The 12,203-nt window shown below is 52.5% G+C and carries 13 protein-coding genes; 11 read left to right on the top strand and 2 right to left on the bottom strand.

Annotated elements, in window-relative coordinates:
• Window positions 1–90 precede the first annotated feature (90 nt).
• From IMQ33_RS25580 to IMQ33_RS25550, 7 genes are all read left to right on the top strand, one after another.
• Window positions 91–345 (top strand): type II toxin-antitoxin system Phd/YefM family antitoxin, encoded by a 255-nt coding sequence (locus tag IMQ33_RS25580; protein WP_065684642.1) that lies wholly within the window; start codon window positions 91–93, stop codon window positions 343–345.
• Complete coding sequence (locus tag IMQ33_RS25575; RefSeq protein ID WP_161713820.1) at window positions 345–650, top strand: type II toxin-antitoxin system RelE/ParE family toxin; 306 nt, start codon at window positions 345–347, stop codon at window positions 648–650. The genes IMQ33_RS25580 and IMQ33_RS25575 overlap by 1 nt, the downstream gene beginning before the upstream one ends.
• 397 nt (window positions 651–1,047) lie before the next feature.
• Entirely contained in the window at window positions 1,048–2,094 is a 1,047-nt protein-coding gene (locus IMQ33_RS25570; protein ID WP_196062589.1) for a LacI family DNA-binding transcriptional regulator, read from the top strand.
• Window positions 2,095–2,217: 123 nt separating this feature from the next.
• Window positions 2,218–3,525 carry an MFS transporter gene (locus tag IMQ33_RS25565; protein WP_161713822.1) on the top strand — a complete coding sequence of 436 codons (1,308 nt, stop codon included), beginning with the start codon at window positions 2,218–2,220 and terminating at the stop codon, window positions 3,523–3,525.
• 35 nt (window positions 3,526–3,560) lie between these two features.
• On the top strand, window positions 3,561–4,325 hold the full coding sequence (locus IMQ33_RS25560; RefSeq protein WP_161738592.1) for an SDR family NAD(P)-dependent oxidoreductase: 765 nt from the start codon (window positions 3,561–3,563) through the stop codon (window positions 4,323–4,325).
• 89 nt (window positions 4,326–4,414) lie between these two features.
• A complete protein-coding gene (locus IMQ33_RS25555) occupies window positions 4,415–4,840 on the top strand; it encodes an RbsD/FucU domain-containing protein (RefSeq protein ID WP_065684637.1) in 426 nt (141 codons plus the stop codon).
• Between the two features lie 130 nt (window positions 4,841–4,970).
• Window positions 4,971–5,543, top strand: coding sequence for a type 1 glutamine amidotransferase family protein (locus IMQ33_RS25550; protein WP_161713824.1), 573 nt, complete (start codon window positions 4,971–4,973; stop codon window positions 5,541–5,543).
• 32 nt (window positions 5,544–5,575) lie between these two features.
• Here the strand turns inward: IMQ33_RS25550 and IMQ33_RS25545 are convergent, their stop codons facing one another.
• Complete coding sequence (locus tag IMQ33_RS25545; RefSeq protein WP_065684635.1) at window positions 5,576–6,355, bottom strand: helix-turn-helix transcriptional regulator; 780 nt, start codon at window positions 6,353–6,355, stop codon at window positions 5,576–5,578.
• A 116-nt stretch (window positions 6,356–6,471) separates the two neighbouring features.
• Window positions 6,472–6,792 carry a FaeA/PapI family transcriptional regulator gene (locus IMQ33_RS25540; protein ID WP_083196365.1) on the bottom strand — a complete coding sequence of 107 codons (321 nt, stop codon included), beginning with the start codon at window positions 6,790–6,792 and terminating at the stop codon, window positions 6,472–6,474.
• A gap of 762 nt (window positions 6,793–7,554) precedes the next feature.
• Between IMQ33_RS25540 and IMQ33_RS25535 the strand changes: the two genes are divergently transcribed.
• From IMQ33_RS25535 to IMQ33_RS25520, 4 genes are all read left to right on the top strand, one after another.
• On the top strand, window positions 7,555–8,094 hold the full coding sequence (locus tag IMQ33_RS25535) for a fimbrial protein (protein WP_021179563.1): 540 nt from the start codon (window positions 7,555–7,557) through the stop codon (window positions 8,092–8,094).
• Between the two features lie 69 nt (window positions 8,095–8,163).
• Entirely contained in the window at window positions 8,164–8,700 is a 537-nt protein-coding gene (locus IMQ33_RS25530) for a fimbrial protein (RefSeq protein WP_021179564.1), read from the top strand.
• A gap of 122 nt (window positions 8,701–8,822) precedes the next feature.
• Window positions 8,823–11,399: an outer membrane usher protein gene (locus tag IMQ33_RS25525; protein WP_370572760.1), complete on the top strand. Its 2,577-nt coding sequence runs from the start codon at window positions 8,823–8,825 to the stop codon at window positions 11,397–11,399.
• Window positions 11,400–11,407: 8 nt separating this feature from the next.
• Complete coding sequence (locus tag IMQ33_RS25520; RefSeq protein WP_024482983.1) at window positions 11,408–12,157, top strand: fimbria/pilus periplasmic chaperone; 750 nt, start codon at window positions 11,408–11,410, stop codon at window positions 12,155–12,157.
• The last annotated feature ends 46 nt before the right edge of the window (window positions 12,158–12,203 follow it).

The following is a 12,203-nucleotide window of genomic DNA, read 5'->3' as shown; positions in this document are numbered from 1 at the left end:
TTGCTTATGCTAGTAGGCAGAACTTAACTGGTCTAAAAATAGGTATGAATCGAACGATTTATACCTATTTGAACGACTGAGGAAATTGCCATGATTAGCTTTACGGCCAACCAGGCCAAAACCCAGTTTGGCGAGATGATAACTAAAGCTCAGCGTGAGCCGATCAGCATCACCAAAAACGGTAAACCTTCCGTAGTGGTTATGTCTGTTGAGGATTACAACGAGTTTGAGGCGTTGAAACTGCAAAGCTTGCGCGCCAAGCTTGCGCAGTCCATTGCTCAGGCAGAGGCTGGCCAGTTGCATGAGGGTGATCAGGTATTTGACGAGTTGATGAAGGATCTCTAATGGTTAACTACAAACTGACTGACGATGCGCGAGAGGATTTGTGCGAAATAAAGGGTTTTTCTCTAAGGCAGTTTGGTTCGTTGACAACACGGGAATACTTGGCTGGAATGCGTGTCACTATGCAGCATCTGGCTAATATGCCGGGGATGGGCACTAATGAAGTTGAGAGTTTAGGGTTGGATATATGGAGTTTTCCGTATATGAGCCATACGACCTATTATCAACGTGCCGCTGATGGAATTTCTATCATCGGCGTTGTTCACCAGAGTCGCCTACCAACGTTGTTATTAAATCGTCGCATATGAACATAGGATGAAGGAGCTCTCTTTGGCTGTTTTTTTACGCCCCCGTTTTGCAGACTATTTATGTAGGGGCGTAGCATGCAGTACCCATCCAAACCCCGTTCCAGCCTTTAACCCCCACCACTAAACACTGACTAAACAGCCGGGGATTTTAACCATGTTTAGTAATGCCATGGCGCTAGGCTTGATAGCTTTCACAAAAGCATCACGCAACCGCGGCGCGGCTGGTAAAGTCGCTTGATTGAGTCATATCTCCGCTATAAATTGATCTGCATCGTTTCACTAAAACGATACAGATAATGCCAGGTCGTATATTTAATGTATTGATTATTCTGTTAATTAATGGCGTGTCGTGCATAAGTTAACCGATTAACGTCAGCACCGGAGGGGGAGCGAAAACATGGCCAATATTCGTGATGTCGCACATCTCGCCGGTGTTTCCGTGAGCAGCGTTTCCAACGTGTTAAATGGGCGTAGTAATCAAATGCGCCCGGAAACCCGGCTGCGTATCGAACAGGTGATGCGCGAATTGAACTATCAGCCCAACAGAGTGGCGCAGCAGTTGAAAACCGGGCATGCCCGGATGATCGGTCTGCTGGTTCCTTCGATCGTCAACCCCAGCTTTTCTGCCCTGGCTCGCGAGGTTGACCTGGCGGCTAAAGAACACCGCTACCGGGTGTTGTTGGGCAACACCTATCGGCAAGAAGATGAAGAGCGCACCTTTATCGAAGATATGTTCGCCCATGGGGTGCGCGGCATTATCGTTGCGGCGAGTGATATCCGTAAGACCCATTTTGCACAGGCTGCCGAAATGGGAATGATGATCGTCAACTACGATAACCGGATGGCGGGGAGCTTCACCGCTGATGCCCGGTTATTCGACAGCGTCTCAATGGACAACGTAGAGGCCGGGCGGTTGGCGGCTCAACATCTGATCGAACGCGGTTGTCGCAATATCGTCTTTGCCACCGAGGCCAGTCTGACCATGAGCCGCAGCCATAAGATTGAAGGGTTTCTCACCGTGGTGCGTAATCATCGCCTGCCCGCTCAGCAGCGGGTGATAGAAGGCAAAGCCAGCGGAGAGTATGGCGATACCGAGATGGCCGAACTGGGCTTTACCCTGGCCGCTCAGGTACTTGCTCTTTCTCCGCGCCCGGATGGCGTGGTGGCTATCAACGATGCTCTGGGTATCGGCCTGTTGGCGGGGCTGCGGGAAGCGGGAGTGGTGGTGCCTGGTGAGATATCGGTGGTGGGTATCGACAATATTCCGCTCTCGGGGCTGGTGTGGCCAGCGTTGACCTCCGTCATGCCACCGCTTGCCGAGATGGCCCATTTGATGGTGGAGCGCTTATTGCAACGCGTAGGGGAGCCTACACTAGTCCCTGAAGAGTTTATTTTCCCGCCGACGTTAGTCAGCCGCCAGTCGGTAATAACCATTACGCCATAACGCGAATAGCGTAACGAGAACGATTAAATAGCATTATTTATTATCAGGTGAATATACCTATATCCATCAGGCATGCCTGTAGCAGATTATTATTCCGATTAACAACATTGGAAGTATTCTATTATGCAAAAAAGAACGCCTCAGGAAATTGAACGCAGTGCCATTAGAAAAATGACGCTGAATATTGTCCCGTTAATGATCTTATTATACTTTCTGGCTTTTTTAGATCGTAATAATATGGCCTATGCGGCAATGGCATTGGAAGATAGCCTGGGGTTAACCGCCACGGCTTTTGGCTTTGCCTCTGGGATATTCTTTATCGGTTATTTTATGTTTGAAATTCCCAGTAATGCGGGAACCATCAAGTTTGGCCCACGTATCTGGTTTGCCAGGATCCTGATCACCTGGGGGATATTTGCCGTATTGATGGGTTTTGTCCGCACGCCGATGGAGTTGTATATCTGTCGGTTTATGCTGGGTGTCTGTGAGGCGGGGTTTTTCCCCTCGGTCGTCTATTACTTCACGGTGTTTTTCCCGGAGAAGTACCGCACCAAGATCCTCGGCATGTTTATCATCGTACAGCCGTTGTCGAACGCTATCGGTTCACCGATTTCCGGGCTGATCCTTAACGTTGAGCATGGCTGGTTTGGCCTGGAACCCTGGCAGTGGCTGTTTATCCTCGAAGGCGTTCCACCGGTGATTATTGGCCTGTTTATTCCATTTATTATCAAGAACTCACCGAAGGATGTGGGCTATCTCGATGTGGAAGAGAAAGCCTGGCTAATGGACAACACCACCCGCAGCAAATCGGGTTCCAAGGTCAAGCTGTCTGATTTCGTGCAGGGCATAAAAAATAAAAAGTATCTGTTATACGCCATGTTGAATTTTGGCATGGTGTGCGGGATCTACGGTTTCGGAATGTGGCTGCCCTCCATCATCACAGCCATCTCTGGCGACGATATTTTCCGCGTGAGCCTGATTGCCTTTATTCCCTACGGGTTGGCCGCCTTGCTGGTTTATCCGTGGAGTCTGTGGGCCAGTAAAAGCAAAAAAATCGGCGTGTTTGCCGGCATCAGCATGATTGTCGCCGCCTTTGGCCTGATAGGTGCCGTGGTGTTCTTTAACTACAACGTATTTGTTGCGCTGATGTTCCTGAGCGTTGCTGCGATAGGTATCTATACCTCGGTTCCTTCATTCCTTTCCATGCCCGCCAATATTTCTACCGGGGCGGCGGCGGCGGCCGGACTGGCGGTGGTGAGCTGTATCGGCAATATCGGGGGTTTTGTCGCGCCTTACGTAGTCGGGTTATTAAAGGACGTCACTAACAGTAATACTCCGGGGCTGGTTTTCCTGTCGCTGTGTTTATTGGTTACCGGATTGATCTGCATTTTTTACTGCGCCAAACAGCGTGAAGGCGTTATTCGCTCATAACTGGTTTTATCTACAAATAATCAAGAGGCAATAAAATGGGAAATCTAACGGGTAAGAAAGTGTTTATTACCGGGGCCGAGCAGGGGATTGGCAAAGCTACCGCAGAGCAGTTGATTAACGCCGGGTGTGACATCTACATCCACTACTTCAGCGGCGAAGAGGGGCCAAAGGAACTGGCTGAGTTAGCCCATTCGCGCGGTCAACGTGCCGCCTATGGTTATGCTGATTTAACCGATACCGCAGATACCCAGCGATGCGTCGCTGCCGCCGCCGAGTTTTTGGGGGGGATAGACATACTGATCAATAACGTGGGCGGCATTATCGCCCGTAAATGGCTAGGTGAGATCGACCGTCAATTCTGGCAGACGGTGATAGATGTCAATATGACGACCATGCTGAACGTCACGCAAAGCGCGCTACCTTACTTAAAAAGCGCCAAGGACGGAGCCAGCATCGTCAATTTGGCCTCACTGGCTGGCCGTTCCGGCGGGCATTCTGGTTCACTGGTGTACTCCACTGCCAAAGGGGCGGTATTAACCTGGACCCGCTCCCTGGCGGCGGAACTGGGTGAACATGGCATCCGGGTCAACGCCGTAGCGCCGGGGCTTATTCTTGGCACTCGCTTCCATAACCTGCATACCAGCAAGGAATCTGCCGATGAAACCATCCACGGTATTCCCCTTGGCCGCGCGGGGGGGCCGGAGGACGTCGCTCGGGTGATTAAATTCCTCGCCTCGGAATATGACGGCTTCGTCTCTGGCGCCACCATCGATATTAACGGCGGTATTTACCGTATGTGAGTCAACCCAGCCGCTGATAAACCGCAACCGGTTCACTACGTAGGGGCGCTGCATGCTGCGCCCACCTGTCTTCCCTACTGGAAAACACTATGATCAAAGCCGACATTATTCATCCGCAACTGTTGGGCACCCTGGCGCTGTGCGGTCATAAAACCCAGATCCTCATCGCCGATGGTAACTATTCTTTCGTCACCAATTCGTCGAAAGAGGCCACGATTGTCTATCTGAACCTTGCTCCCGGAATGATTGCCAGCAGCGTGATATTAGCAAAGGTGCTCAAGCACATTAATGTGGAACACGCCTCAATGATGGCCTGGCCGCAAGGTTTCACCAACACCATCGCTACCGAATATCAGCAACTGCTGCCTGAGGGTTGCCCCATCGATTATCTCAACCGGGAGGCTTTCTATCATGCGGCAAAATCACAGGAGACATTACTGGTTATCGCCAGCGGTGAGATGCGGCGTTTTGCCAACCTGCTGCTGACTGTGGCACCGGTTTCGCTGGCTGATTGAATGCGGGTTATCTTTGTGGGAGTGGCCTTTGTTGGCTACTGACAGAAACTGTCAACAGTGCAGGTTATTCTTGGTTTTTGTGGGTAGGAAAATCCTGAAAATTGCCCCTAATACTGACAAGGACACTCCGATGATACGTGCTATTACCCTCCTGACTGACAACTTTTCCGATTGGGAAACCGCTTTGATCAATTCGACGGGGCGTGGGTACTACGGTTTTGACTGCCGTTTTGCCACACCTGGCGCAGCCCAGGTCACCTCTTCAGGTGGCATGTTGGTTTCCCCCCATCTGGCAATAGAAGCCATTCAACCTGATGAAGTCGATCTGTTGATTGTCTGCGGGGGCACTATCTGGCAAACCGCACAGGCGCCGGATATCACCGCCTTGGTTGCTGCGGCTTATCAAAGTAACGCTATCGTTGCCGGGATTTGCGATGGCACTCGCGTTTTAGCGCAGGCGGGCGTGCTTGATGCGGTCCGCCATACTTCCAATTCGGCAGAAAACCTGTTGAGCCTGAACTATGGCGGTGCGCAATACTATCAGGATGTGCCCTATGCCATCGCCGATCGGCGCGTTATCACGGCACCGGGTACTGCACCGGTCAGCTTTATGGCCGCAATCATGCGTACTCTGGGTCTGGGGGATGAAAACCTCAATGCCTATCTTGCGATGCATGCTGCGGAACACCGCAAGCCAGGCTAGTCCACTGTTATAAATAGCCTCCGAGAGCCACCTCACGTGGAGACAGGCTCTCTCTGGCCGAGGGTGTCTGGTTGTTTGTGCGTAGACAAGGCAGTATAAGGGCGGTCTTTTCTCTGCCGTCCCATTAACTGTGCCGGAGAGATGAGACTGGTTTCTGCGGGCACCTTTGGTCGCGGTGGCAAACGTGGCAGATTGATTGACGACCGTTCGTTCAGATAGTGTCCTCCCCCCTGCAGCAGCCATTGATACAGCTCCTGATTGCATCTGAAATTGAGCTTGCGCATGGCGTTCTGCTTATGGGCATTGGCGGTTTTATTGCTGATTTGCAAATAGTTGCCGGTATCCTGCCCATTCATTCCCATGTGTATGCAGCGCAAAACCTCCTCTTCGCGCGACGTCAACGGAGACATACATGTGCAATCGTAGCTGGGCGCTGCTGGCGACGCAAAGGGCGAAAACAGCACGCTATCCAACCGCTCGTATAATGAGGATATTGGCTGGTGCCGGTACAGCGCCCTGGTATGGCATTGTTCGCAATGCACCCTTGGCTTGAGCTGGTTTTTGTTGCGCCCCTGCTCGGTGATAAAGAACACCATCGGATGATTTTTCCGCTGATGTAAGCGGTAATGCCATGGGTAGCTAGTGACCAGATCGCCCAGGAAAATGATGTCGATATCGCTGCCAACCTGTGTTTCCTCAAGCAGACGGATGTCCTGCTGACGGGCCTGAAAATAGGCTTGCAGCCCCAAGCCCAGACCATAGGTAAAATAACGATCAGCATCGATTATCATGATGGACAGAGGTTGTTTCATGGCATGAGTTCCTTTCAACCGGCGTGTCTGCCTTACGTGGAACACCGCGGCAGACACGGGATAGATAAATGTCAGTAGAAAAAATCAAACACAAGTCAGAAGGGAGATAGACCTATTTAGCCTTCCACCGCAACGGGCTGTGCTTCCTTTTTTTCATGATGCTTAGGTGATGGCGATGGTTCAGCAATATACCAGCGTAAACTGTTATTGAGAGCGCCAGAGGTAACATAAGCTTTTTTGTTTTCCACTAATCGCAGCAGATAGTAACGAGCAAGGTATATTGTTGTCTCGGAGTATTCTGCGATTTCCCGTGTCTTGGGCCATTGAACCTGTGGGGGAACGCCTGTGTGATGAATGTCGCGCTTGCAAAGGGTTTGTAGAGCAATAAAAACATTATTTAGCTGCTTTTCCCTTTCTTTATTGGTGCGATAAGACATGTCACTACCTCCTTTTAATGCGTCTTGATGGGTGCTATTCGAAATGGAATAATCCTATGCTGCTGGCTTTTGTTGCTAACTTTTCTAGGTGATCACAGGGGAATACTGTCAGAATCATAACCCCCATTTCTTCCTTATGAGGCGTCAGTTTACCATTCTAAGCTATCATGGACTATTGTTTCGTGAAAACCAAATTTACGATCAATGAGTTCGCAAATATCGCGTTTTGCAGCATAAAATACTAAGTAATTCGTTTTTGCGACCGTAGTCGTCGCAATAAGAATATTCTTGCATATAAATAAGGTTTTTATGGCGAAATTGCTCTGTTTGGAAAACAACACTTTCAAAAATTAGAGGTATTTGCAATAATTTTTTGGCGACAGGAGATGAGGTTGTCCGATGGAGAAGGTGTGAGAATTGTCTTATCATAAATACCTGGATCAATGAAAAAATTGGTGCGTGGCTGCTTTATGGTTGAAGTTCTATCTATTCAGGGCTGTCGCATAAAGTTGTATTTTAATAATTCGCTTTATTCATCGGATGAAGCGCCGGGAGAGCCTTGTCTTTTCTGGTGATATGCCCCTTCGCAAATAAAGGGGAAGGAAAGGGATGCCTTCTTTTATACCAAATGAAAGGATGCTGCCAGGTATATCCATTACCGCCAAATAAAACAGCGTTGTTCTGATAGGCACCGTTTTAATTGTGTCGGGGTAGGTATGTCTGGATTTCTCGTTAAATTAACGTTTTAAGGATAAAGAAAACATGAAACTGACTAACATTGCGCTGGCTACGGTTCTGTCTCTGGGTATGGTCTCTCTGGCAAATGCTGATGCGGGTTCGGGCAAGGTAAATTTCGAAGGTAAAATCATTGATGCACCTTGCTCTATCGCTCCAGAAAGTATTGACCAGACCAAGAGCTTTGGCCAGGTGGCTAATGTGGAGCTGGTGAATGGTGGTAAATCTACTAACGTGGTGAACTTTGATATCAAACTGCAAGGTTGCGATATCTCTAGCAAGAACAAAGTACAGGTCACCTTCGCTGGTCCAAATGGCGGCGCAACTGGCACCACCAACACCCTGCTGGCCATCACTGGCGCGGCAAAAGGTGCAAGCATCGCGATGTTTGATGGTTCTAACCAACCGATCACCCTGGGTACTGCAACTACCGTGCAGAACCTGATTGCGGGTAACAACACTCTGAGCTTCACCGCCTTCCTACAGGGGCATGCCGGTACTACGTTGACCGATATCGTAGAAGGTGACTTCACCTCTACCACCAACTTTACCATGGCATACAACTAATAGTGGATGTTACTGCATGCGGTTTCCGCATGCAGTTTTTGCTGTCCTTGCTGATTACGGGAGCCAGGGATGTCGGTGAATAGTTTTACGGCTACCTCGTTGTTTTTACTGGTGGGAGCTGTCACGGCGCTGCCGGTTTGGGGGGAAGGAAGCCAACTCAGCATGAACGGGGCGATAGTGGCTACCGCCTGCGATATTGACACCACCAGCCGAGACCAGACCGTTGATATGGGCACGCTGCCCTTTGATCGGATTATTAATGACAGTCAGGCATTGTCGCGGCCATTCAGTATCCGGCTGGTGAACTGCACGCTTAAGCACAGCAACAATAATATTCTGGGCAAGCAGCACTTTCGCGTCACGTTTGACGGTCGCAATGAAGATGGGCGTTTCGGCGTAGAGGGGCAGGCACGCGGCGTAGCGCTGGTGCTGAACGATGCGTTGGGGAATGAGGCCGTTCCAGGTAAGGCGTTGCCGCCGCAGACGCCGGTGTTGCAGGGCAAAGAAATGCTGCTGCATTACACCGCACGTATGGTCGCCAACAACCAGCCGTTGCAGACGGGCACCTATAGCGCTCAGGTGCGCTACCAGCTGGAATATCACTGAGCTGCAGGCTGACATGATAACGGATAGTCAGCACGCCTAGACAGATTTACTTCTCCGGCAGGGCATTCCCTTTAATAACAACCATAACGCCCGGGAAAGTTTTAACGCATAAAGGTCAATGGATGATGAGCACCCCACTTGTAGGAGTACAGGTTCCGCGCACCCGCTTGTTGCCGCTGTTGATTGCGCTGGCACTGGTGAATGGCCAGGTTTCTGCCGCTAAACCCATCGAATTCAATACCGACGTGCTCGACGTTCAGGAGCGCGGCAATATCGATTTGGGACGTTTTTCCCGCAGTGGTTACGTGATGCCGGGTGAATACAGCCTGCTGATTAACGTCAACCAGCAAGAACTGCCTGAACAGACGATCCCATTTTATCCCACGGACAAAGATCCAAACGTGACCGAAGCCTGTTTGTCTGCCGCTCTGGTGGAACAAATGGGGCTGAAAGAGGAATTTACCCGCGATCTGGCCTGGTGGCACAACGGGCAATGCTTGGTGATCGGTAGCCTCGAGGGGATGACGGCGCGCCCCGAGCTGGGCAGCAACACACTCTATCTCAGCGTTCCGCAGGCTTACCTGGAATACAGCTCTCCCGATTGGGATCCACCTGCACGTTGGGATAACGGTATTCCCGGGCTGCTGCTGGATTACAACCTCAATGCTCAGAGCCAACGTCAGGATCAAAACGACGGTGTCGAGAAAGGCTATAACCTGAGCGGCAACGGGGTGGTGGGCGCCAATGCGGGAAGCTGGCGGCTGCGTGCCAGTTGGCAGACGCAAATTGACCATCAAACCGGCTCTGGGCAGTCCAGCCAGCGCAACTTTGAGTGGACACAGTATACCGCCTACCGGGCGATCGCGCGGCTCCGTGCCAAATTGACGGTGGGTGAAGACTTCCTCAACTCCGACATTTTCGACAGCTTCCGCTACACCGGGCTAAGCCTGGTAAGCGACGACGCGATGTTGCCACCGAACCTGCGCGGCTATGCGCCAGAGGTGAGTGGCGTGGCACGCACCAACGCCCGTGTGGTGGTCAGCCAGCAGGGGCGAGTGTTGTATGAATCTCTGGTGCCCGCTGGCCCGTTCCGTATTCAGGATCTGAGCAACGCGGTATCGGGACTGATGGATGTGCGGATCGAAGAGCAGGACGGAAGCGTCCAGGCGTTCACTATCAGCACGGCGAGCATCCCTTATCTGACCCGCCCGGGAATGGTGCGCTACAAGCTGGCGAGCGGGCGGCCAACAGACTGGCGGCACCGTACGCAAGGGCCGCTATTCGGTAGCGGTGAATTCTCTTGGGGCGTCAGCAATGGTTGGTCACTGTTCGGCGGTGGCGTGGTGGCCGGTGATGAGTACAACGCGTTGGCGGTGGGGATTGGCCGCGACCTGATGGCGTTTGGTGCACTGTCGTTTGACGTGACTCAGTCGCGGGCGAGTTTGCCGCAGGGGGACACGCTAAGCGGGGGATCCTATCGTCTGCGCTATTCGAAGAACTTTGACCAGATTGGTGGCCAGGTGACCTTTGCCGGCTATCGTTTCTCGGAACGTAACTTTATGTCGATGGGGGAATTCCTGGAGGTACGTAACCTCGGAACCCGCAGCCAGAGCGGCAAAGAGATGTACACGGTGTCCTACAGCCAGCAATTCCGCGAGATAGGGCTGACGGCCAACCTGAACTATGACCACCAGACCTATTGGGATCGGGACGCCAACGATCGCTACAGCCTGTCGCTGATGCGTTACATGGATATTGGCCGCTTCAAGAACCTCAGCCTGTCGATGACTGGCTACCGTAACCAGTACAACGGGCAGAATGACGACGGGGTGTTCCTGTCACTGTCGCTGCCTTGGGGTAACAGCGGTTCGATGAGCTACAGCGGCACGCTGGATCGCAATGACAACACCCACCGGGTCAGCTACTCAGACCGGGTCGGGGATCGTGGCAGCTATCAGGTGAGCACCGGCTTTACTCGCAAAGGGCCATTGGCCAGTGGTTTCTATAGCCACGAGGCGGATTGGGCGCAGATTAACGCCACCGCCAGTGCTCAATCCGGGAGCTACAGCACGGTGGGGTTGGCATTGCAGGGCGGGGTAACGGCGACGGCGGAAGGTGCAGCGATGCACCGGGTCGCTATTCCGGGCGGAACCCGTTTGCTGGTTGACACCGATGGTGTAGCCAATATCCCGATCCGTAACTACGGAGCCCCAGTGCGCACCAACCGCTACGGCAAAGCCGTGGTGGCTGACATGAACAGCTATTACCGCAATCGGGTGAATATCGATCTGGATAAGCTGCCGGATAACGCTGAAGCGATGAAGTCGGTGGTGCAGGCCACGCTGACGGAAGGCGCGATAGGCTATCGCCGGTTTGACGTGATAGCGGGTGAGAAGGCCATGGCGGTGATCCGTCTGGCAGACGGCACGATGCCGCCGTTCGGGGCGACGGTGCAGAACCTGAAAAAACGCGATGTGGGGATCGTCAGCGACGCCGGCAGCGTATACCTGAGTGGTATTGAGCGCGGTGAAACGATGACGGTTCACTGGGATGAACAGGCGCAGTGTGAACTGACATTACCGGCGGTATTGCCAGCGAACGGCATGGCTGAACTCTTGCTGCCTTGCCGGGCGATAACCGCGAAAAAAGACTCCACAGACCTGGCCGCAATACAGAAAAAGGCTGAGACAATACAATGAGATACGAAATGACGAAAACCAATACGGGGATGGCGCTGGTCGCCGCAACCTTACTGTGCGCGCTGACCACGCAGGCCCAGGCGGCGATCGCGCTAGATCGTACCCGGATCATCTTTCCTGGCGGCGATAAGTCGGTCAGCCTGAGCGTCAACAATGACAACCCGCAATTGCCCTATCTGGCGCAGGGCTGGATAGAGGATACCAAGGGCAACAAGGTGACCAGTCCGTTAACGGTACTGCCGCCGGTACAGCGCATCGAACCAGGTGCCAAGAGCCAGGTGAAGGTACAGGCCTTACCGGTATTGAGCCAACTGCCACAGGATCGGGAAACGTTGTTCTACTTCAACCTGCGTGAAATCCCGCCGAAGAGTGACAAGGCTAACACCTTGCAACTGGCGTTGCAGACGCGCATCAAACTGTTCTATCGGCCAAAAGCGCTGGTGAAAACGGTCACCGAGATGGCGACACCGTGGCAGGACCAACTTACGTTGACCAAGCAGGGCGACAAGTATGTGGTGAACAACCCGACGCCGTACTACGTGACGCTGGTGGATGCGGGTAGCAGAAAAGGCGTCAGCGCCACGGGTTTTGAGCCGCTGATGCTGGAGCCGAAAAGCAGTGCTCCTTTAGGTATCAGCGCGTCGGTATTAGGAGGATCGCCAGTGCTGACCTACGTCAACGATTATGGCGGCCGCCCAGTGCTGACGTTCCGTTGCGGCGGATCGGACTGCCAGGTGGAACCGGCGAAGAAGAGTTAATTGAAACCGGTCGTGCCAGGTTACAGGGAGAGGGCGCGGGGTCAGG

The organism is Serratia sp. Res13-Sevr-LER1-36-b (assembly GCF_015673035.1).
Taxonomy (GTDB): Bacteria; Pseudomonadota; Gammaproteobacteria; order Enterobacterales; family Enterobacteriaceae; genus Chania; species Chania fonticola_C.
This window is presented reverse-complemented; position numbering and strand designations above follow the sequence as displayed.